The organism is Streptomyces sp. NPDC041940 (genome assembly GCF_055589465.1).
Window position 1 is genome coordinate 105386 of sequence record NZ_JBVJBP010000006.1, and the last position, 20803, is coordinate 126188.

Here is a 20803-nt window from a genome sequence, read left to right on the forward strand (position 1 = left end):
GTGATCCACGCCAAGGTGGCTGTCGCGACGGGGACGAGTGACGACCTGAGGGGCGACATGGGCAGTGGTGGCTGGAGCAGGCGCCGGTTCGTCGGCGCGCTGGCAGGAGGATCCGCCGCAGCGGCGCTCCCGGCCTGTGACAAGGCGCCCGCGCCCGCGGCCTCGACGACCCCGTCGGCCCCCGAGTCGAGCCCGTCCGCAGAGGCCCGGCGGCCTTCCGGGCCGCGCCCGCTCTACCTCGGCACCTACACCTCCGTCGAAGGCGGCGGCAAGGGCATCGGCCTCGCGACCTACGACGCGGAGACGGGCCGGATCACCGGCACCGGCACGATCACGGGCGTCGGCGACCCGTCGTATCTCGCGATCCACCCGGACCGCCGCACGCTGTACGCGGTGAACGAACGCGAGGACGGCGCCGTGACCGCCGTCCGGCTGTCCGACCGGAAGGTCCTCGGCAGCCGGAGCACCGGGGGCGCGGCCCCCTGCCATCTGTCGGTGCATCCGGGCGGGCGCTGGCTGCTCAGCGCGAACTACGGCTCGGGCAGCGTGGCCGTGCATCCGATCGACTCCTCGGGAGCCCTCGGCGAGCGCACCGACCTCGTGAGGCACTCCGCTCCGCCGCCCGGTCCGGGCCAGGACGGGCCGCACGCCCACCAGATCTTCACCAGCCCCGACGGGCGGCACGTGCTCGCCGTCGACCTCGGTACGGACACGGTGTACACGTACCGGCTCGACGAGAAGGCCGGAAAGCTCACCGAGGTGTCGCGGGCGAAGACCCGGCCGGGCGCGGGGCCGCGGCACCTCACGTTCCACCCCGGCGGCCGGTACGCCTACCTCGCCGACGAGGTCGACAACACGGTGGCGGTCTGCTCGTACGATCCGGCCTCCGGCCGGGTGACCGTCGGTGAGGCGCAGTCCACGGGCACGGGTTCGGGCACGAACTACCCGGCACAGCTCCTGGTGACGGCGAACGGCCGGTACGCCTATCTGGCCAACCGCGGCCCCAACAGCCTCACGCGCTATGCGGTCGAGGCGGACGGTGCCCGGCTCCGGCCGCTGGACACCGTGCCGGTGGACGGGGACTTCCCCCGCCAGATCGCCTTCTCCCCGGAGGGCACACTGCTGTTCGCGGCGAACCAGAAGTCCGGCACGGTCACCGTCTTCCACGTGGACGAGACGACCGGTGCGCTGCGGCGCGCCGGCGAACCGTTTCCCTCACCGGTCGCCGTCTGTGCGCTGCCGCTGTAGGGCCCGCGGGCAGGACGCGGCACTCGCCTGCGTGAGCAGGACGTGCATGCGCTCGGTGAGCTGCGCGACGTCGTCGGCGGGCGCGTGGAACGCCAGGCGTACGTCGCCGTGGGCACGGGCCCGTTCGATGCGCAGCGTCAGTCCGTGCCGGTCCACGGCGAGCGGCTGGACGCGGACCGCGCCGTGCAGGCTGTCGTGCTCCACGAGCCGGGTGAGCCGCTCGACCGCGTCGGCGTGGCAGTCGGCGAGGTGGGTCAGCAGCCGGGCCTCGGCCGTGGTGAGCGGGTCGGGCACGGCGGCGGCGAAGTCGTCGAGGTCCACGACCACCGCACCGGACGACTGCCGCAGCACGACCCGCGTGGGCCGGAAGGCCAGCTGCCCCTCCTCCACCGCGAACCAGCCCGCGAGCCACAGCCGGGCACGGATCCGGCCCCGCACGGGGACGGGCGCGACATCGGCGAACTCCAGCACCGCGGACGGCTCGCCGCGGGGCGCGCAGATCGCCGCCGCCAGCAGGGCGCTGTCCTCCGGCACGGTCACGAGTACCCTGCCGTCCTCGGTCACCGTGTGCGCGCCGACCAGTTCCTCCCGCGTGCCCTCCGCGGTCACCGAGCAAGACCACGCGGCGGCGAGCACCGAGCGCGCCCGCTCCGCCGCGGCAGGGGCCGCCGTCCAGCTTTGGCTGTCGTCACCCATCCCGAACCTCCTTAGGTAAGCCTTGCCTAACCTACCGAAGATCCGGGTGTGAGCCAACCACGTCACGTGATCTTTACGAGGCCTTTCAGGGAGTGAGCACACCCAGCAGGGCGCGGGCGCACAGTTCGCGCACCTGCTCCCGGCCCAACTCCGCGTCGCGCAGCCACTCCAGGCAGACGGCCGTGGTGAACGCCAGCCAGCCACGCACGGCGAGCCGCACCTCGGGCCGCTCCTCGAAGGCCGGGCCGAACTCGGGGTCCGCGGCGAGCGCGGCGAGGATCTGCCGCTCCTGTGCGGCCAGCGCCCGCTGGTAGACCCGCCGCACCGCCTGGTCCCCGGCCGCGTCGGCACGGTGGAAGGCGCGATAGCCGTGCGCGTGGGCCCGGACGTACTCCAGGAACGTGTCGAGACCGGCCGCGAGCTGCGAGCGCACGGGGACGCCCGGAACCGCCGCCGTCATGCGCAGCATCCGCTCGCTCTCGCGCTCCACAACCGCCGCGAAGAAGTCCCGCTTGGTCGGGAAGTAGTGGTACAGCAGCCCCCGCGACACCCCGGCGATCTCGGCGACCTGCTCGATCCACACATCGTCGTACGGGCTCTCCGAGAACAGCCGCGCCCCGACCGACAGGAGCTGCTCCCGGCGCTCCTCGGTGCTGAGCCGGCGGCGGGTGCGCCCGCCCTGGTTCGCGGCCATGCCCGCACTTTACTTGACGCCGGTTCAACAACGGGATCAGACTGAACCCGCGCTATTGAACCCACGTACAACACGTACGCCGCGTGCGAACCGGCCGCCGGATCAAGGGAGATCGCGTCATGACGGAGGCGCCGATACGGGCCGCGGGGCCCAACGGGTTCCGGAGTGCCGAGCTGGGCTGGCCCGAGCTGGACCGCATTCCGCATCCGCCGCGCCGGATCCCGCTGCTCGGTGACGTGGTGGGCGTGAACCGGCGCACCCCCCTCCAGGACTCGCTGCGGTACGCCCGGCAGCTGGGGCCGGTCTTCCGGCGGAAGGCCTTCGGCAAGGAGTTCGTGTTCGTGTGGGGCGCCCGGCACGCGGCCGATCTCGCGGACGAGTCGCGGTTCGCCAAGCACGTGGGGCTCGGCATCGCCAATCTGCGGCCCCTCGCCGGGGACGGCCTGTTCACGGCGTACAACCACGAGCCGAACTGGCAGCTGGCGCACGACGTGCTCGCCCCGGGGTTCAGCCGCGAGGCCATGGCCGGCTACCACCCGATGATGCTGGACGTCGCACGGCGGCTGACGGAGCACTGGGACCGGGCGGCGGCGACGGGCCGGTCGGTGGACGTGCCCGGCGACATGACGAAGCTGACGCTGGAGACGATCGCCCGGACCGGCTTCGGGCACGACTTCGGGTCCTTCGAGCGCTCCCGGCCGCATCCCTTCGTGACCGCTATGGTCGGCACGCTGACCTACGCGCAGCGGCTCAACACCGTGCCCTTCCCGCTGGCCCCGCTGCTGCTGCGGAGCGCGAGCCGCCGCAACGCGGCCGACATCGCCCACCTCAACCGCACGGTCGACGAGCTGGTCCGGGCCCGGCGCGCGACCGGCGGCGGCGACGGCGACCTGCTGGACAGGATGCTGGAGACGGCCCACCCGGAGACCGGGGAGCGGCTCGCGCCGGAGAACGTCCGCCGTCAGGTGATCACCTTCCTCGTCGCGGGCCACGAGACCACCTCGGGCGCGCTCTCCTTCGCCCTGCACTACCTCTCCCGGCACCCCGAGGCGGCGGCCCGGGCCCGCGCCGAGGTGGACCGGGTGTGGGGCGACACGGCGGAACCGGCCTATGAGCAGGTGGCCAGACTGCGTTACGTCCGCCGGGTGCTGGACGAGTCGCTGCGGCTGTGGCCCACCGCGCCCGCCTTCGCCCGGGAGGCACGCGAGGACACGGTGCTGGCCGGGGAGCATCCCATGCGGCGCGGGGCGTGGACGCTGGTGCTGACGCCGATGCTGCACCGGGACCCCGAGGTGTGGGGCGCGGACGCCGAGCGGTTCGACCCGGACCGCTTCGACGCGCAGGCCGTGCGGTCCCGGGCCCCGCACACCTTCAAGCCGTTCGGGACCGGGGCGCGGGCGTGCATCGGCCGCCAGTTCGCGCTGCACGAGGCGACGTTGGTCCTCGGTCTGCTGCTGCGCCGCTACGAGCTGCGGGCCGACCCGGCCTACCGGCTGCGCGTCACGGAACGGCTGACGCTGATGCCGGAGGACCTGCGGCTGCACCCGGAGCGACGGACTCCGGCGCGGGAGCCGGCCTCAGAGCTGCGCTGTCCAGTGCCCGGGGCGGGTGACTGACTCGGGCAGCCGGGTCCCGGCACTCCCCCGGGCCGCGTTCAGCTGCGGCTGGGTGAGGAAGAACGCCCCGGTCAGGTCGGCGCCGGTGAGATCCGCGTCGCGCAGATCGGCACCGATCAGGTCGGCGCCCCTGAGGTCCGCGCCGGTGAGGTCGGCGGCGATGAGGTAGGCGCCGCGAAGATTGGCGCCGCGCAGGTCGGCGCCCTTCAGCCGGGCCCCCATGAGGTCCGCGCCCCGGCGGTTCTTCTTACGGCCCTTGATGCCGGCCCTGGCCAGCTCGCTCGTCCTCAGCAGCAGGACGTTGACCTCCTGGCGGTGCGCCGCCACGTCCAGCTCGGCGAGTTCCTCGGGAGTCCCGTCGGTCAGCTCCTCGGTCCTCTCCAGGGCCGTGCGCAGATCCGCGTGGACCGGGCGGGCCGCGGGCAGGGCGAGCGCCTCGGTCAGGTACCACAGCAGCTCGTGCAACTGCCGGACGACCGGGAACACCTCGAACATGCGGCGGGCACGCTCCGGCGGCCCGGACCTCCAGCCCTGCCCGCCGAAGGTGATCTGCGAGACCTGCTGTCCGGCGCCGAAGCAGTCGTAGACGGTGCAGCCGGTGAACCCTTTCTGCCGCAGTCCGGCGTGGATGCCGCAGCGGTGGTCGTCCTGGAGGTTGCGGCAGGGTGTTCCGGCGTCCTTGTCGACCGCGAAGTCCGCCGATCGCGCGAAGGGCAGGGCGACACAGCACAGCCCGAAACACCGCTCGCAGTCGCCGCGAAGTTCCGCTCGCGCGGCTTGGTGATCTCGCATGACGTTCAGCATACGAAACGAAGAACACCGGTCAGCCCGTGAGTCCGGGCACCTCCAGACGCTCCAGCCGCTCCGGGTCGGCCAGGATGTACATGCCGGTGATCCGGCCGTCGGCGATCGTGACACCCATGACCGACTGCACGCGCCCCTCGGGTGCGTGGACGAGGCCTACCGAGCCGTTGACCAGCACCAGCCGCGCGGACGTCGCGTACCGGGCGAACATGAGCGCCTGCTCCGCCACCGTCTTCGCGCCCTGGACGACCTTGGACGCGGCCGCGCCCCGCACGAGGGCACCCGAGTCGGCCCGCAGCACCACGTCCGGGTGCAGCAGCGCGAGCAGCGCCTCGAAGTCGCCGCCGCGCGAGGCGGCGAGGAAGGCGTCGAGCACCTCCTTCTGCCGGCCGAGGTCCGGCTCGGCCGAGGGCGTGGCGCCGCGGACCCGGCGCCGGGCGCGGCTCGCCAGCTGCCGGGTCGCGGCCGGGCTGCGCTCCACGACAGGCGCGATGTCGTCGAACGGCACGGCGAACATGTCGTGCAGCACGAACGCGAGCCGCTCGGCGGGCTCCAGGTTCTCCAGGACGACCAGCAGGGCGAGGCCGACCGAGTCGGCCTGGAGCACCTCCTCCGCCGGGTCGAGGTGCGACAGGGGCCTGAGCACCGGGTCCGGGACGTAGGCGTCGCCCATCGGCTCCTCACGGCGTGCGGTGCGCGACCGCAGGAGGTCGAGGCAGATGCGGCCGGTCACCGTGGTGAGCCAGCCGCCGAGGTTCTGGATGTCGTCCGGGTCGGTGCGGCTCAGCCGCAGCCAGGCTTCCTGGACGGCGTCCTCCGCCTCGGCCAGTGACCCGAGCATGCGGTACGCGACCGCCTTCAAGTGCCCCCGTTGGTCCTCGAACCGGTCGGCCAGTTCCTCACTGCCTGTCATGCTCTCCCCCGTCATCTGCTGAACAGTTCGAACGCGACCGCCGGCCGGCCCCCGAACCGCTCCCCCATGGATTCGGCGTGCCCGGTCAAGAAGCGGCGGACGTATGTCTCCGGGTCCTCGCTGGTCAGCACCTCGATGTAGCTGCGGTGTTCCAGCAGCGAGGCCACAGCGCGCTCCAGTCCGGACGTCGCGTCGACGGCGTGGGTGGGGGTGCTGGAACCGGCGACGGCGACCCAGCGCACTCCGTCCCACGGCTCGAGGCCCCGCTCGACGAGTTCCGGGAAGATCCACCGGTTGCCGGCGTCGCCTGCCGCGTCGAGCGTGGCGCGGCCGACGGCGACATGGTCCGGGGTGTTCCAGGCGACGCCACCCCAGGTGTCCCGGTGGTTGAGCGTGATGACCAGCTCGGGCCGGTGCCGGCGGATGGCGGCGGCGATGTCGCGGCGCAGGGCGGTGCCGTACTCGATCACCCCGTCCTTGTGGTCGAGGAACTCCACGGCCGAGACGCCGACCACCGCCGCGCTCGCCCGCTGCTCGCGCTCCCGCAGCGGGCCGCACTTCTCCGGCTCCAGCGTGTCGATGCCCGCCTCGCCCCGGGTCGCCAGCACATAGGCGACCTCACGGCCCCCGTCGGTCCAGGCCGCGATCGCCGCCGAGCAGCCGTACTCGAGGTCGTCCGGGTGGGCCACGACCGCGAGGGCACGCCGCCAGTCGTCGGGCATGGGCTGGAGTTGAGTGGTCGTCATGTCCGCAGACTAGTCCGGGGACCGGTCTCAGGCCTCGTCACGCGCCATGGCCAGCAGCCGGTCGAGGACCCGGGTGCCGCCGGTGCGCACACCGTCGTGCTCGAACTCGTCCGTGATCCAGGTCCGCAGGCCGCGAATGGTGCGGGCGGTCCGCAGGGAGTGGTCCGTGTCGACGTACATGTCGTCGTGGTAGACGGCCGCGACGACCGGAACCTTGTTGGCTGCCAGGCGGGCCGCGTCGTACAGGGGTGTCCAGTCGGTGCGGGCGGCGAGCAGGTCGGCGGTGTCGCGCAGGGGGCGCAGGGCCGGGTCGCAGTCGAACATCCAGGGGTGGATCGACTCGCCGGTGAACAGCAGCGGCTCGTCACCCGCCAGTGCCTTGGCGGCGTCGAACTGCGGGAACTCGGCGCGGACCCGCTCGGCCGACCAGGCGGTGGGCCGGCCGTCCTGGCCGTAGATCGACTCGTGGACCAGGGCGTACAGCGGGTGGCGGGCGTAGGACAGCATGCCCTGCACCTGCTCCTGGAAGGCGTCGGAGAGGGTGAAGCCCTGCGGGCTGCGGACGAAGGCGTCCTCCAGGAGGTAATGGAGGCGGTGGGTGCCGTCGCCGGTGCCGAGGAGGATGCCGAGGGACTGGAACGCCTCGACGGTGAGCCGGTAGCCGTTCGGCAGGACCACGTCATGGGTCAGCAGGTGGTCGGCGATCCGGCGGGCGCGTTCGGAGTCCTGCGGGTAGCGGGCGTAGTGGGCGGCGACCTTGCGTTCGATGCGCGGGAAGGCGGCCCGGTAGACGTCGTCGGCGTGGGCGTCCAGGGCGGGCAGCCCGCCGGTGATCACGGCGGTGGCCAGGCCCTCGGGGGCGAGGGAGAGGTAGCTGGTCGCGCAGAAGCCGCCGAAGCTCTGGCCGAGGACGGTCCAGGGCGCGCCGCCCGTGACCAGCGGGCGGATGGCCTCGCAGTCGCGGACGATCGAGTCGGCGCGGAAGCGGGTGAGGTAGTCGGCCTGCTCGGCGGGGCCGCCGCGCAGCGGGAGCGTCTGCCGGTTGGCGGGCGTGGAGTGGCCGGTACCGCGCTGGTCGAGGAGCAGGACGCGGAACTCCTTCAGGGCCCTGCCCAGCCAGCCGGGCCTGCCGACGGAGCGGTCCGCGCCGAAGCCGGGGCCGCCCTGCAGATAGAGCAGCCAGGGCAGGTCCTGGTGGGCCTTGTCGCTCGCGACGACCTCGCGGGCGTACAGCTCGATCGTGTCGCCCTCGGGGCGGTCGTGGTCGAGGGGGACGGTGAAGCGGCGGTCGGTGAGGACGACTCCGGGCTGGCGGTAGCTGACGGTCAACAGGGCTCCCGGGACGGACGGACTTTCGGACCGCGTCCCAGTTCATCACAGGGAACGTCCGCGGGTGGGCCCTTCGGATCATGAAATCTTGCTGAACGGCCGTTCAGGCTCGGTGGGCTCAGCGGGCGGACAGACTGGAGCGGCGGACCACCAGCTCCGGCTGGAGGACGACCCGTCGGTGCTCGTGCGGCTTCACCGCGCCCTCCGCCTCCGTCTCCTCCAGGAGCAGATCGGCCGCCATGGCGCCCATGGTGACGGCGGGCTGGCGTACCGAGGTGAGTGGTACGGCAGCGGCGGCCGCGAACTCGATGTCGTCGTAGCCGACGATGGCGAGGTCGTCGGGGACACCCACACCCGCCGCGTACATGGCCTGGAGGACGCCGAGCGCGAGCAGGTCGTTGGCGCAGAACACGGCGGTCGGCCGGTCGGCGAGGCCGAGCAGCCGGGCTCCGGCGTCACGGCCCGCCGCGACGTCAAGACGTTCGGTGGGCAGCTCGCGCAGCGCGTCGGGGCCGAGCCCGGCCTCGGCGAGCGCTTCCAGGGCGCCCGTACGCCGGTCGCGGACCTGGTTGAGGCCGGGCGGGCCGCTGACATACGCGATCGAGCGGTGCCCGGCGTCGACGAGATGGCGTACGGCCAGGGCGCCGCCCGCGACGTCGTCGACGGAGACCGAGCACTCCGTGGTGCCCTCGGCGACCCGGTCGACCAGGACGAACGGGATGCCGTGCCGGCGGAACGCCTCGATGTTGCGCCCCGTGGCGTCGGCGGGGGTGAGCAGCACGCCGCGCACGCGCTGCTCGGCGAAGAGGGAGAGATAGTCGGCCTCCTCGCCCGGATTCTGGGCGCTGTTGCAGACCATCACACCGAGTCCGGCCTGACGGGCGGCACGCTCGGCGCCGCGTGCCACGTCGACGAAGAACGGGTTGCCCATGTCGAGGACGAGCAGCCCCATGATCCGGCTGCGGCCCGCGCGCAGCTGCCGCGCGGACTCGCTGCGGACGTAGCCGAGCCGGTCTATCGCGGACTGCACGCGGGCCCGGGTCTCGGTCGCGACCGTGTCCGGCCGGTTGATGACGTTCGACACCGTGCCGACGGAGACTCCGGCGGCACGGGCGACGTCCTTGATACCCACCGACTGGGACATCGGACAGGGACCTCCAGAAGGGGGAAAGAGGGGGCGGCGGCCGGCGCGGCTTCACATTACCGGCATGCCGCCCCGGCGACCGGGTCCGGTCAGGCGGGCAGACGGAAGTCGGTGACGTGCAGCGCCGAGGGCGTCGTACCGCTGGATTTCTCCTGGTACATGAAGGACAGCACCCCGTCCTGCGCGACGCGTGTCTCGTCGATGACGACCTCGCCGAAGGCGTTGAGACCGCTGCCGTCGAACAGGATCCTCCAGTCGGTGTACCCGGATGCCGCGGAGGCGGCGGCGATCCGGCCGAAGGGGAGGACCGCGTACGCGTTGTCGTACTTGTCCAGGATCAGCTTGGTGCGCTGGCTGGAGTTCAGCGGGACCGGGATCTCGGTCTTCTGCCAGGTGCCGGAGGCGTTCCTGCGGACATGGAAGGCGCGCCCGTTGGCGGTCCGGTTCGCGACGTAGTTCGTGGTGCACTGCCCGAAGCGGCCGGGGACGTAGGAGATGATCGCGTGCGGCCGGCCCGCGGAGTCGGTGAACTGACTCTCCTGGTTCATCAGGGAGTGGTCCGGGTTCAGCGGGTCGACGACCAGGCCGGTGTCGGTCACGGACACCTTGTCGGAGCCGCCCGTCACACCCACGACGGTTCCGGCGTTGTTGCGCCAGGTGCGCCCCCGGTCGTCGGAGTAGACATAGCCGGTGTCGTGGTTGCTGATGCCGCCGCCGTCGCACATCACGGCGCCGTTCTGCTCGCGCCAGGTGAAGAAGGAGTGCAGCCGTCCGTTGCGGTCGTAGTCGATGCCGTGCAGGTACATGTTCCGGGCGGCCGAGGAGCCGTGCTCGCTGGTGTACGTGCCCGTGGAGGCGGACCACTCGCCCAGGTTGGTCCACTTGCTGCCGTCGTACTCGGCGAGCGCGTTGCGGCCGTTGCCGGAGACTGCGACGCGGTAGCTCAGCTGGAGCCGGCCCTCGGGCGTGGAGACGAACTGCGGGTAGGTGAACTGCGAGGTCAGCGCCAGGCCGTCGAGGGTGGACTGCGGCGCCCCGAAACGGGCGGCGGTCCAGCTCAGCCCGCCGGGGTTGTCCATCAGCCCGGCGACCGACTTGACGTAGGTGAAGCCGTCGCTGTGGGAGTCCATGTTGAGGTGCAGCCGGCCGTCGACCTTGGAGACGCCCATGGAAATGACGTTGTGGGAGTCGTTGTACCGCAGGGTGTGCCCGACCTTCACGGTGGACCAGGTGCTCGACCCGAGGGCGCGGCGGCCGACGACGGCGTTGCGGTCGGCGGTGTACCAGACGGCGTACTGGTAGCCCTTGTAGGTCAGCAGGCCGTTCTTCTGGAACGCGTTGTTGTTGACCAGTCCGTCGTACGACACGAAGAAGACGGCCTGGTTGTCGAGCGTGGTGGTGCCGGTCCGGGTGACGGAGGGGCCGGGGTCGGCGGCCCGGGCGGTGCCGGAGGCGAGGGCGGGGGTCACCACGGCTCCGGCGAGGGCGGCGGCCAGCAGCGTACGTCTGTGCATCTCATGGACTCCATCGTCATACGAGGTGGAACACTTCCGTGAGCGGTTTCATGGCCTCGTCGGGCCGGGCGCCGTCCAGCGACTCGAAGAACGGCGCCATCTCCGCCTGCCAGCGGGCGTTGACATCGGTGGCTTCCATTCCGGCCAGGGCGGCCGCGAAGTCCTCGGTCTCCAGGTAGCCGACGAGCAGTCCGTCCTCGCGCAGGAACAGCGAGTAGTTGTGCCAGCCGGTGTCCGAGAGCGCCTGGCGCATCTCGGGCCACACGGTGGCGTGCCGCTCGCGGTACTCGTCGAGACGGTCCGCCCTGACCTTCAGCAGGAAGCACACGCGCTGCATCAACAGACCTCCGGGGACTAGAAGTTGAACTGGTCGATGTTCTTGGCGTCGAACACGGTCGGCTTGCCGAGGCTGATCACGCCGTCCTTGCCGATGGTGTACTCGCCCATGGAGCCGGCCTTGAAGGTCTCGCCCTCCTTGCCGGTGATCTGCCCGGAGGACAGCGCGACGGCGGTGCGGGCGGCCAGCTCGCCGAGCTTGGCCGGGTCCCACAGCTCGAACGCCTCGACGGTGCCGTTCTTGACGTACTTGCGCATGTCGTTCGGGGTGCCGAGACCGGTCAGCTTGACCTTGCCCTTGTACTTGGAGCCCGACAGGTACTGGGCGGCGGCCTTGATGCCGACGGTGGTCGGGGAGATGATCCCCTTCAGGTTCGGGTATTCCTGGAGCAGGCCCTGGGTCTGCTGGAAGGACTGCTGGGCGTCGTCGTTGCCGTACGCGGTCTTCACCAGCTTCATGTTCTTGTACTCGGGCTTCTTCAGCTCGTCCTTCATGAAGTCGATCCAGGTGTTCTGGTTCGTCGCGGTCTGCGCGGCCGACAGGATCGCGATCTCGCCCTTGTAGTCGAGCTGCTTGGCGAGCAGCTGCACCTCGGTGCGGCCCAGGTCCTCGGCGGACGCCTGCGAGACGAAGGCGTTGCGGCAGCCGGCCGTGGTGTCGGAGTCGTAGGTGACGACCTTGATGCCGTTCTTCATGGCCTGCTTGAGCGCGGTGCACAGGGCGCCGGGATCCTGCGCGGAGACGGCCATCGCGTCGACCTGCTGCTGGGTGAGCGTGTTGACGTAGCTGACCTGCCCGGCGGTGTCGGTGGCGCTGGACGGACCGACCTCCTTGTAGCTGGAGCCGAGCTCCTTCAGCGCCTTCTCGCCGCCCTTGTCGGCGGAGGTGAAGTACGGGTTGTTGACCTGCTTGGGCAGGAACCCGACGGTGAGCCCCTTCTTGGTGGCCGCGTTCGGATCGGCCTTGCCGGCGGTGGCGGCGGACGCCCCTTCGTTCGCCACGTCCTTCTTGGTGGTACCACCGCCGCAGGCGGTGAGGGCCAGGGCGAGGGAGGTGGCGGTGGCGAGCGCCGCACAGCTGCGGCGGAGGGTGGACTTACGCATGACGGTTTCCTTTGAACGAGGTTGAGGGACGCGTCCTTGTTTGTCTTGGGGGCGCGGGGAACTGCGCGACCAGCCACGGACGGCCGGTCAGCCGGACGATTGCGCACGCAAGACGGCGATCTGCCGAGCCACCCGCGGCCCGAGCACGGAAAGCACGAGCAACACACCGGTCACGACGATCTGCGACTGCGCCGAGACATCCTGAAGGCTCATCACGTTCTGCAACGCGCCGAGCAGAAACACCCCGGCGATCGCACCACCCAACGTGCCCTTGCCCCCGTCGAAGTCGATCCCACCGAGCAACACCGCGGCCACAACCGACAGTTCGAGCCCCGTCGCATTGTCGTAGCGCGCACTCGCGTAGTGCAGCGCCCAGAAGACACCGGTCAGCGAGGCCATCACCCCGGTCAGCGTGAACAGGAGCAGTTTCTGCCGCTTGACGCGGACACCGGCGAACCGCGCCGCCTCCTCACTCGCCCCGATCGCGAACAACGACCGCCCGAACGGCGTGGCGTGCAGCGCGACCACGGCGATGGCGAGCAGGACGAGGAACGGCAGGAAGGCGTACGGGATGAACGTGTCACCTAGGCGCCCGGCCGCGAAGTCCAGGTACTGCGTGGGAAAGTCGGTCACCGCGTCGGACCCGAGCACGATCTGCGCGATCCCCCGGTAGGCGGCGAGCGTGCCGATGGTGACCGCGAGGGACGGCAGCCCGAGCCTGGTCACCAGCAGCCCGTTGACCAGCCCGCACACCACACCCAGCAGCAGACAGATCGGGATGATCGTCTCGATGGCCATGCCCTGGTTCCACAGGGCACCCATCACGGCACCCGACAGACCAGCCGTGGAGGCGACCGACAGGTCGATCTCCCCGGACACCACCAGCAGCGTCATCGGCAGGGCGATCAGCGCGATCGGCAGCGTGTTGCCGATCAGGAACGACAGGTTGAGCGCGTTGCCGAACCCGTCCACGTATCCGAAGGAGAACAGCAGGACGACGACGAGCAGGGCGCCCACCACCGTGTCCCAACGGACCGTACGCATCAAGGAGTCAGGCATGACGGGCGTTCCTCTTCTTCAGGGCGGAGCCCACTCGCAGCGCGACGACCCGGTCGACCGCGATCGCGAGGATGAGCAGGATGCCGTTGATGGCGAGCACCCAGACCGAGCTGACACCGAGGGCCGGCAGCACACTGTTGATGGAGGTCAGCAGCAGCGCGCCGAGGGCCGCGCCGTAGACGCTGCCGGAGCCGCCGGTGAAGACGACGCCGCCGACCACGACCGCGCTGACGACGGTCAGTTCGTAGCCGTTGCCGGTGCCGGAGTCGACGTTGCCGAACCGGGCGAGGTACATCGCGCCGGCGAGTCCGGCGAGGGCGCCGCAGAAGGTGTACGCGGCGAGGATCCGCTTGCGGACGGGGATGCCGGCGAGCCGGGCGGCCTCGGGGTTGGAGCCGAGGGCGTAGAGCTCGCGTCCGCTGCCGTAGTGCTTGAGGTAGTAGGCCGTCGCCACCAGCACCGCCAGGGCGATCAGCGCCAGGTACGGCACCGCCCAGATGCCGCCGGAGCCGAAGTCGACGAACCCGCCGGGCAGGTCGGCCGCGGTGATCTGGCGGGAGCCGACCCAGATGGAGTCGATGCCGCGGATGATGTAGAGCGTGCCGAGGGTGACGACGAGCGCGGGCACCTGGCCGAGGCTGACGAGCAGTCCGTTGAGCAGTCCGAAGCCGATGCCGAGCAGGACGGCCAGCGCGATCGCCACGACCGGGTTGCCGCCGCCCTGGAGATACGTTCCGGCGGCGAACGCGCTGATGCCGAGCGTGGATCCGACGGACAGGTCGACGTTCCTCGTGATGACCACCAGGGACTGGCCCGTGGCGACCAGCACCAGGATCGTCGCGTTCAGCAGCAGGTCCTTGATGCCCTGCTCGGACAGGAACTCGCTGTTGCCGGCCTGGGTGACGGCGATCATCACCAGGAACACGGCCAGGATGGCGAGTTCGCGCATCTTGAAGACCCGGTCGACCAGCCGCGTGCCGCTCGACTTGGGCACGTCGGCCACGGGGGCCTCTCGGGGAGTGACGACCGTCATGCGGCGGCCCTCCCGGTGGCTGCGGCCATCACGGTTTCCTCGGTGGCGTCGGAGCGCGGGATCTCGGCGGTGAGGCGGCCCTCGTGCATCACCAGCACGCGGTCGGCCATGCCGAGGATCTCGGGCAGGTCGGAGGAGATCATCAGGACGGCCACTCCGTCGGCGGCGAGCTGGGACAGCAGCCGGTGCACCTCGGCCTTGGTGCCGACGTCGATGCCCCGGGTCGGCTCGTCGACGATCAGCACCTTGGGGCCGGTGGCCAGCCACTTGGCGAGCACGACCTTCTGCTGGTTGCCGCCGGAGAGGGTGTTGACGGTGTCGGCGATCCGGGCGTACTTCACCTGGAGTTTGACGGCCCAGTCGAGGGAGCGGCTGCGCTCGGCGCCCCGGTCCATCAGCCCCGCCTTGACGGTCGTACGCAGCCCGGTGAGGCCGATGTTCCGCTCGATGGACATGTTCATCACCAGGCCCTGGGCGCGCCGGTCCTCGGGGACCAGGGCGAGTCCGGCGGACATCGCGGTGGAGGGGGCGCCGTTGACGAGGGCCTTGCCCTGGACGGAGACCTCCCCCGCGTCCCAGCGGTCGATGCCGAACACGGCCCGGGCGACCTCCGTACGCCCGGCGCCGACGAGCCCGGCGAGGCCGACGATCTCGCCGTGCCGCACCTCGAAGGAGACGTCGGTGAACACGCCCTCGCGGGTGAGGCGGCGCACGCTCAGGGCGACTTCGCCCGGCGTCACGTCCTGCTTGGGGTACAGCTCATCGAGGTCGCGGCCGACCATGCGGCGCACCAGGTCGTCCTCGGTCATGGCGTCCAGGGGCTCGCTGGCGATCCAGGCGCCGTCGCGCAGGGTGGTGACGCGCCGGCAGATCTCGAAGATCTCCTCAAGACGGTGGGAGATGAACAGCACGGCGGCGCCCTGGTCGCGCAGGGTGCGTACGACGCCGAAGAGGCGGGCGACCTCGCTGCCGGTGAGGGCGGCGGTCGGCTCGTCCATGATCAGGACGCGGGCGTCGAAGGAGAGGGCCTTGGCGATCTCGACGATCTGCTGGTCGGCGATGGACAGGCCGCGGGCTGGCCGGTCGGGGTCGAGTTCGACGCCGAGGCGCTCCATGAGGGCGGCGGTCGCGTTGTGTGTGGCCTTGTGGTCGATCCGGCCGAGGGCGCGCTTGGGCCGGCGGCCCATGTAGATGTTCTCGGCGATCGACAGGTCGGGGAAGAGCGTGGGCTCCTGGTAGATCACGGCGATGCCGGCGTCGCGGGCGTCGCCGGGGCCGTTGAAGACGACGGGCGCACCGTCGAGCAGCACCTGGCCGGCGTCCGGCCGGTGCACTCCGGCGAGTGCCTTGATGAGGGTGGACTTGCCGGCGCCGTTCTCGCCGGCGAGGGCGTGCACCTCCCCGGGGAAGAGCTCCAGGGAGACGTCCCGCAGTGCGCGGACCGCGCCGAAGGACTTGGACACGCCCCTCAGCGCCAGAACCGGGGCCGGACCCGTGGTGGACGGGTGGGTCATGAGGGCTCCTCGACGACGCCGGCGGGAGGCCCTCTCGGCGTCGTGAAAGGTTTCAACTGGGTTGCCGGGACGTTAGGCGGGCCGCGCATGTCACGTCAATGGGTACCGGTCGAAAATATTTCGATGCCCGGTCGAGGACAGAAGGTCACGCGCCGGTCACGGGTAACCGTGTGGGCCGGAGGGGTTGACACCCCTTCGGGGGGCCCATAGCTTCGCGTCCTGAATCGTTTCATTCGGTGGTCGTTACGACCCGATGCCACAGGAGCCCTGACGTGACCGAGCTCGCCGCGGCGAAGACCGCGCTCAAGACCCAGGCCGTCGAGACGCCGTCGTGGGCGTACGGGAACTCGGGCACCCGGTTCAAGGTGTTCGCGCAGGCGGGCGTGCCGCGCGATCCGTACGAGAAGCTGGACGACGCGGCGAAGGTGCACGAGTTCACGGGGGTCGCCCCGACGGTGGCCCTGCACATTCCGTGGGACAAGGTCGACGACTACGCGGCGCTGGCGAAGCACGCGGAGCGGCGTGGTGTGCGGCTCGGCGCGATCAACTCGAACACCTTCCAGGACGACGACTACAAGCTCGGGAGCATCTGCCACCCGGACGCGGCGGTGCGGCGGAAGGCCGTGGACCATCTGCTGGAGTGCGTCGACATCATGGACGCGACGGGGTCGACGGATCTGAAGCTGTGGTTCGCCGACGGGACGAACTATCCCGGGCAGGACGACATCCGGGGGCGGCAGGACCGGCTGGCCGAGGGGCTGGCCGAGGTCTACGAGCGGCTGGGCGAGGGGCAGCGGATGCTGCTGGAGTACAAGTTCTTCGAGCCGGCGTTCTATACGACGGACGTTCCGGACTGGGGCACCGCTTACGCGCACTGTCTGAAGCTCGGACCGAAGGCGCAGGTCGTGGTCGACACGGGGCATCACGCGCCGGGGACCAATATCGAGTTCATCGTGGCGACGCTGTTGCGTGAGGGGAAGCTCGGGGCGTTCGACTTCAACTCGCGGTTCTACGCGGATGACGACCTGATGGTGGGGGCCGCGGATCCGTTCCAGTTGTTCCGGATCATGTACGAGGTGATTCGGGGCGGGGGGTTCACGCCTGAGGTCGCGTTCATGCTCGATCAGTGTCACAACATCGAGGCGAAGATTCCGGCGATCATCCGGTCGGTGATGAATGTGCAGGAGGCTACGGCGAAGGCGTTGCTGGTCGATGGGGGTGCGCTGCGCGCGGCTCAGGGGGCGGGGGATGTGTTGGAGGCCAATGCCGTGGTGATGGATGCGTACAACACGGACGTGCGGCCGTTGCTTCGGGAGGTGCGGGAGGAAATGGGGTTGGACCCCGAGCCTGTTTCGGCGTACCGGCGTTCGGGGTGGGCGGAGAAGATCGTTGCCGAGCGGGTTGGTGGGGAGCAGGCCGGTTGGGGAGCGTAAGCGTCTGCCGGGTTCTGTTTGATTCGGACTGCGGGCCGGTTGTGGCTGGTCGCGCAGTTCCCCGCGCCCCTGAGTGAGTCACCCCACCCTCCTTTGAAAGGAACACGTATCCATGGCAACCCATCCCGAGGCCGCTGCTCTGCTCGCTCGGTCGCATCGGCTCGGTTCCGATGCCCGCAACACCAACTACGCGGGCGGTAACGCCTCCGCCAAGGGCACTGAGACCGATCCCGTCACCGGGGGTGATGTGGAGTTGATGTGGGTCAAGGGGTCCGGTGGGGATCTGGGGACGTTGACCGAGGGCGGGCTGGCCGTGTTGCGGCTGGATCGGATGCGGGCGCTGGTCGATGTGTATCCGGGGGTGGAGCGCGAGGACGAGATGGTCGCCGCGTTCGACTACTGCCTGCACGGGAAGGGCGGTGCGGCTCCTTCGATCGACACCGCCATGCATGGGCTGGTCGGGGCCGCGCATGTCGATCATCTGCATCCTGATTCCGGGATCGCGCTCGCCTGTGCGGCCGACGGGGAGAAGCTGACCGCCGAGTGTTTCGGGGACAGTGTGGTGTGGGTGCCCTGGCGGCGGCCCGGGTTCCAGCTCGGGCTGGACATCGCCGCCGTGAAGGAGGCCAATCCGGGGGCCATCGGATGCGTGCTCGGCGGGCACGGGATCACCGCCTGGGGTGACACCTCCGAGGAGTGCGAGCGGAACTCACTGCACATCATCCGGACCGCCGAGACGTTCCTGGCCGAGCGTGGGAAGGACGAGCCCTTCGGGCCGGTGATCGAGGGGTATGCCGCGCTGAGCGCCGGTGAACGCCGGGAGCGGGCCGCCGCCCTCGCGCCGTACGTACGTGCCCTCGCTTCCCAGGACCGGCCCCAGGTCGGGCACTTCGACGACTCCGAGGTCGTTCTCGACTTCCTGGCGAGCGCCGAGCATCCGCGGCTGGCGGCGCTGGGCACCTCCTGCCCGGACCACTTCCTGCGGACCAAGGTCCGGCCACTGGTGCTCGACCTGCCCCCGTCCTCGACGCTCGACGAGGCCGTCGACCGGCTCAAGGAGCTGCACGCGGGGTACCGCGAGGAGTACGCCGCCTACTACCGGCGGCACGCGCTGCCCGACTCCCCCGCCATGCGCGGCGCCGACCCGGCGATCGTGCTGGTCCCGGGCGTGGGCATGTTCAGCTTCGGCAAGGACAAGCAGACCGCGCGGGTGGCCGGGGAGTTCTACGTCAACGCCATCAATGTGATGCGGGGTGCCGAGGCCGTCTCGACGTACGCGCCGATCGAGGAGTCGGAGAAGTTCCGTATCGAGTACTGGGCGCTGGAGGAGGCCAAGCTTCAGCGGATGCCGAAGCCCAAGGCGCTCGCGACGCGGGTCGCGCTCGTCACCGGTGCGGGCAGCGGGATCGGGAAGGCCATCGCGCACCGGCTCGTGGCCGAGGGCGCGTGTGTGGTCGTCGCGGACCTCAACGGTGCGAACGCCCAAGCCGTCGCCGAGGAGCTGGGCGGGGCGGACAAGGCCGTCGCGGTGACGGTCGACGTCACGTCCGAGGAGCAGATCGCCGAGGCGTTCGGTGCGGCCGTGCTGGCCTTCGGCGGAGTCGATCTCGTCGTCAACAACGCGGGCATCTCGATCTCCAAGCCGCTGCTGGAGACCTCCGCCAAGGACTGGGACCTGCAGCACGACATCATGGCGCGCGGGTCCTTCCTGGTGTCGCGGGAAGCGGCGCGGGTGATGATCGCGCAGGGGCTCGGGGGCGACATCGTCTACATCGCCTCGAAGAACGCCGTGTTCGCCGGGCCCAACAACATCGCCTACTCGGCCACCAAGGCCGACCAGGCCCATCAGGTGCGGCTGCTCGCCGCCGAGCTGGGCGAACACGGGGTCCGGGTCAACGGGATCAACCCGGACGGCGTCGTGCGCGGGTCCGGGATCTTCGCCGGCGGGTGGGGGGCGAAGCGGGCCGCCGTGTACGGGGTGGAGGAGGAGAAGCTGGGTGAGTTCTACGCGCAGCGGACCATCCTCAAGCGCGAGGTGCTGCCCGAGCATGTGGCGGGCGCCGTCTTCGCGCTGACCGGCGGCGACCTGACCCACACCACCGGGCTGCACATCCCGGTCGACGCCGGCGTCGCGGCCGCCTTCCTGCGATGAGCGCGGGTGTGAAGTCGTACGCCGCGGTCGACCTCGGCGCGTCCAGCGGGCGCGTCATGGTCGGCCGGGTCGGTCCGGACTCGCTGGAGCTGAGCGAGGCCCACCGCTTCCCGAACCGGCCGGTGCGGGTGACCGAGGGGCTGCGCTGGGACGTGCTGGGGCTCTACGCGGGGGTGCTGGACGGGCTGCGGGCGGCCGGGCCGGTCGACTCCGTCGGCATCGACAGCTGGGCCGTGGACTACGGCCTGCTGGACGCCGACGGGGCGCTGCTCGGCAACCCGGTGCACTACCGCGACAGCCGTACCGAGGGCGTCGCGGAGAAGGTGTGGGCGACGGTGCCCGCCGAGGAGCTGTACGCGGCGACGGGGCTTCAGTACGCGCCCTTCAACACCCTGTACCAGCTGACCTCCGCTCGTTCCACGTCCCAACTCGCCCAGGGTCGGCGGCTGTTGCTGATGCCTGATCTGCTGACGTACTGGCTGACCGGTGAGCAGGGCACGGAACTGACCAACGCCTCGACGACCCAGCTGATCGACCCGCGCACCCGGGACTGGGCGTACGGGGTCGCGGAGCGGCTGGGCATCGATCTCGGGCTGTTCGCGCCGCTGCGGCAGCCCGGGGATCCGGCGGGGGTGCTGCGGCCGGAGGTGCTGGAGGAGACCGGGCTGACCGGGCCCGTGCCGGTGACGGCCGTCGGGTCGCACGACACCGCGTCGGCGGTCGCCGCCGTACCGGCGTCGGGCGAGCGGTTCGCGTACATCTGCACCGGCACCTGGTCCCTGGCCGGTCTGGAGCTGGACGCGCCGGTGCTGACCGAGGAGAGCCGGGCGGCCAACTTCACCAACGAGCTGGGGCTGGACGGCACCGTCCGGTATCTGCGCAACATCATGGGGCTGTGGCTGCTCCAGGAGTGCGTGCGGGCCTGGGGCGAGACGGACCTGGGCGCGCTGCTGCTGGAGGCCTCCAAGGCGCCGGCGCTCCGGTCCGTGGTCGACGCCGGCGACGCGGCGTTCCTCGCGCCGGGGCGGATGCCCGAGCGGATCGCCGAGGCGTGCCGGGCCTCGGGGCAGCCCGTGCCCGGGTCGCCTGCCGAGGTGACGCGCTGCATCCTCGACTCCCTCGCCCTCGCGCATCGCCAGGCCGTCCAGGACGCGCAGCGGCTCGCGGGGCATCCGGTCGACGTGGTGCACGTGGTGGGCGGGGGTACGCGCAACGCGCTGCTGTGCCAGCTGACCGCCGACGCCTGCGGGCTGCCGGTGGTCGCCGGGCCGACGGAGGCCGCCGCGCTGGGCAATGTGCTGGTACAGGCGTGGGCGCACGGTCTGGTCGGTGACCTGGCGGGGATGCGGCGGCGGCTCGTGCGTACGCAGCCGCTCACGCGGTACGAGCCCCGCGGCGGTACCGGGCGGTGGCGCGCCGCACGGGACCGGCTCGCCGGGGACTGACGGGGTCTCCCCCGGGTCTTGTC

The 20803-nt window shown here is 71.0% G+C and carries 18 protein-coding genes; 5 read left to right on the plus strand and 13 right to left on the minus strand.

The features are described 5' to 3' along the window. The first annotated feature begins 57 nt into the window (after positions 1-57). Positions 58-1248: a lactonase family protein gene (locus ACZ6I3_RS13040; RefSeq protein WP_469414557.1), complete on the plus strand. Its 1191-nt coding sequence runs from the start codon at positions 58-60 to the stop codon at positions 1246-1248. Here the strand turns inward: ACZ6I3_RS13040 and ACZ6I3_RS13045 are convergent. Further along, positions 1216-1944, minus strand: coding sequence for a DUF2470 domain-containing protein (locus ACZ6I3_RS13045; protein WP_469414225.1), 729 nt, complete (start codon positions 1942-1944; stop codon positions 1216-1218). The two genes, ACZ6I3_RS13040 and ACZ6I3_RS13045, sit on opposite strands and share 33 nt — an antisense overlap. A gap of 85 nt (positions 1945-2029) precedes the next feature. Beyond that, a complete protein-coding gene (locus ACZ6I3_RS13050) occupies positions 2030-2638 on the minus strand; it encodes a TetR/AcrR family transcriptional regulator (RefSeq protein ID WP_468185820.1) in 609 nt (202 codons plus the stop codon). A 119-nt stretch (positions 2639-2757) separates the two neighbouring features. Between ACZ6I3_RS13050 and ACZ6I3_RS13055 the strand changes: the two genes are divergently transcribed. Continuing rightward, positions 2758-4254: a cytochrome P450 gene (locus tag ACZ6I3_RS13055; protein WP_469414226.1), complete on the plus strand. Its 1497-nt coding sequence runs from the start codon at positions 2758-2760 to the stop codon at positions 4252-4254. Here the strand turns inward: ACZ6I3_RS13055 and ACZ6I3_RS13060 are convergent. The 11 genes from ACZ6I3_RS13060 to ACZ6I3_RS13110 all read right to left on the minus strand — a co-directional run bounded on the left by ACZ6I3_RS13060 (position 4216) and on the right by ACZ6I3_RS13110 (position 15750). Beyond that, positions 4216-5058, minus strand: coding sequence for a pentapeptide repeat-containing protein (locus ACZ6I3_RS13060; RefSeq protein ID WP_469414227.1), 843 nt, complete (start codon positions 5056-5058; stop codon positions 4216-4218). The two genes, ACZ6I3_RS13055 and ACZ6I3_RS13060, sit on opposite strands and share 39 nt — an antisense overlap. 19 nt (positions 5059-5077) lie before the next feature. Beyond that, positions 5078-5971 carry an RNA polymerase sigma factor SigJ gene (sigJ, locus tag ACZ6I3_RS13065; RefSeq protein WP_469414229.1) on the minus strand — a complete coding sequence of 298 codons (894 nt, stop codon included), beginning with the start codon at positions 5969-5971 and terminating at the stop codon, positions 5078-5080. An 11-nt stretch (positions 5972-5982) separates the two neighbouring features. Further along, positions 5983-6717: a PIG-L deacetylase family protein gene (locus ACZ6I3_RS13070; protein ID WP_469414231.1), complete on the minus strand. Its 735-nt coding sequence runs from the start codon at positions 6715-6717 to the stop codon at positions 5983-5985. A gap of 27 nt (positions 6718-6744) precedes the next feature. Next, complete coding sequence (locus ACZ6I3_RS13075) at positions 6745-8046, minus strand: alpha/beta fold hydrolase (protein ID WP_469414233.1); 1302 nt, start codon at positions 8044-8046, stop codon at positions 6745-6747. 118 nt (positions 8047-8164) lie between these two features. Next, positions 8165-9190, minus strand: coding sequence for a LacI family DNA-binding transcriptional regulator (locus ACZ6I3_RS13080; protein WP_469414234.1), 1026 nt, complete (start codon positions 9188-9190; stop codon positions 8165-8167). 89 nt (positions 9191-9279) lie between these two features. Continuing rightward, a complete protein-coding gene (locus ACZ6I3_RS13085) occupies positions 9280-10704 on the minus strand; it encodes a BNR repeat-containing protein (protein WP_469414236.1) in 1425 nt (474 codons plus the stop codon). A 16-nt stretch (positions 10705-10720) separates the two neighbouring features. Then, the gene (locus ACZ6I3_RS13090; RefSeq protein WP_215116872.1) at positions 10721-11041 is read right to left on the minus strand and encodes an L-rhamnose mutarotase; all 321 of its coding nucleotides are present in this window, start codon (positions 11039-11041) and stop codon (positions 10721-10723) included. A 17-nt stretch (positions 11042-11058) separates the two neighbouring features. Beyond that, on the minus strand, positions 11059-12144 hold the full coding sequence (rhaS, locus tag ACZ6I3_RS13095; RefSeq protein WP_469414238.1) for a rhamnose ABC transporter substrate-binding protein: 1086 nt from the start codon (positions 12142-12144) through the stop codon (positions 11059-11061). 87 nt (positions 12145-12231) lie between these two features. Further along, positions 12232-13203 (minus strand): ABC transporter permease, encoded by a 972-nt coding sequence (locus ACZ6I3_RS13100; protein ID WP_469414240.1) that lies wholly within the window; start codon positions 13201-13203, stop codon positions 12232-12234. After that, a complete protein-coding gene (locus ACZ6I3_RS13105) occupies positions 13196-14236 on the minus strand; it encodes an ABC transporter permease (RefSeq protein ID WP_469414242.1) in 1041 nt (346 codons plus the stop codon). The genes ACZ6I3_RS13100 and ACZ6I3_RS13105 overlap by 8 nt, the downstream gene beginning before the upstream one ends. Next, positions 14233-15750, minus strand: coding sequence for a sugar ABC transporter ATP-binding protein (locus tag ACZ6I3_RS13110; protein WP_469414243.1), 1518 nt, complete (start codon positions 15748-15750; stop codon positions 14233-14235). The genes ACZ6I3_RS13105 and ACZ6I3_RS13110 overlap by 4 nt, the downstream gene beginning before the upstream one ends. A 272-nt stretch (positions 15751-16022) precedes the next feature. Between ACZ6I3_RS13110 and rhaI the strand changes: the two genes are divergently transcribed. From rhaI to ACZ6I3_RS13125, 3 genes are all read left to right on the plus strand, one after another. Then, positions 16023-17183, plus strand: coding sequence for an L-rhamnose isomerase (gene rhaI, locus ACZ6I3_RS13115; protein WP_469414245.1), 1161 nt, complete (start codon positions 16023-16025; stop codon positions 17181-17183). Between the two features lie 112 nt (positions 17184-17295). Next, complete coding sequence (locus ACZ6I3_RS13120) at positions 17296-19335, plus strand: bifunctional aldolase/short-chain dehydrogenase (protein WP_469414246.1); 2040 nt, start codon at positions 17296-17298, stop codon at positions 19333-19335. Further along, positions 19332-20780: a rhamnulokinase gene (locus ACZ6I3_RS13125; protein WP_469414248.1), complete on the plus strand. Its 1449-nt coding sequence runs from the start codon at positions 19332-19334 to the stop codon at positions 20778-20780. Before ACZ6I3_RS13120 ends, ACZ6I3_RS13125 begins: the two co-directional genes overlap by 4 nt. Positions 20781-20803 lie beyond the last annotated feature (23 nt).

Coding starts and splice junctions, on each gene's coding strand:
- ACZ6I3_RS13055 (WP_469414226.1), top strand. CDS start 2,758: ATGACGGAGGCGCCGATACGGGCCGCGGGGCCCAACGGGTTCCGGAGT.
- ACZ6I3_RS13125 (WP_469414248.1), top strand. CDS start 19,332: ATGAGCGCGGGTGTGAAGTCGTACGCCGCGGTCGACCTCGGCGCGTCC.
- ACZ6I3_RS13110 (WP_469414243.1), bottom strand. CDS start 15,750: ATGACCCACCCGTCCACCACGGGTCCGGCCCCGGTTCTGGCGCTGAGG.
- ACZ6I3_RS13080 (WP_469414234.1), bottom strand. CDS start 9,190: ATGTCCCAGTCGGTGGGTATCAAGGACGTCGCCCGTGCCGCCGGAGTC.
- ACZ6I3_RS13090 (WP_215116872.1), bottom strand. CDS start 11,041: ATGCAGCGCGTGTGCTTCCTGCTGAAGGTCAGGGCGGACCGTCTCGAC.
- sigJ (WP_469414229.1), bottom strand. CDS start 5,971: ATGACAGGCAGTGAGGAACTGGCCGACCGGTTCGAGGACCAACGGGGG.
- ACZ6I3_RS13060 (WP_469414227.1), bottom strand. CDS start 5,058: ATGCTGAACGTCATGCGAGATCACCAAGCCGCGCGAGCGGAACTTCGC.
- ACZ6I3_RS13120 (WP_469414246.1), top strand. CDS start 17,296: ATGGCAACCCATCCCGAGGCCGCTGCTCTGCTCGCTCGGTCGCATCGG.
- ACZ6I3_RS13085 (WP_469414236.1), bottom strand. CDS start 10,704: ATGCACAGACGTACGCTGCTGGCCGCCGCCCTCGCCGGAGCCGTGGTG.
- ACZ6I3_RS13045 (WP_469414225.1), bottom strand. CDS start 1,944: ATGGGTGACGACAGCCAAAGCTGGACGGCGGCCCCTGCCGCGGCGGAG.
- ACZ6I3_RS13040 (WP_469414557.1), top strand. CDS start 58: ATGGGCAGTGGTGGCTGGAGCAGGCGCCGGTTCGTCGGCGCGCTGGCA.
- ACZ6I3_RS13100 (WP_469414240.1), bottom strand. CDS start 13,203: ATGCCTGACTCCTTGATGCGTACGGTCCGTTGGGACACGGTGGTGGGC.
- rhaS (WP_469414238.1), bottom strand. CDS start 12,144: ATGCGTAAGTCCACCCTCCGCCGCAGCTGTGCGGCGCTCGCCACCGCC.
- ACZ6I3_RS13105 (WP_469414242.1), bottom strand. CDS start 14,236: ATGACGGTCGTCACTCCCCGAGAGGCCCCCGTGGCCGACGTGCCCAAG.
- ACZ6I3_RS13050 (WP_468185820.1), bottom strand. CDS start 2,638: ATGGCCGCGAACCAGGGCGGGCGCACCCGCCGCCGGCTCAGCACCGAG.
- ACZ6I3_RS13070 (WP_469414231.1), bottom strand. CDS start 6,717: ATGACGACCACTCAACTCCAGCCCATGCCCGACGACTGGCGGCGTGCC.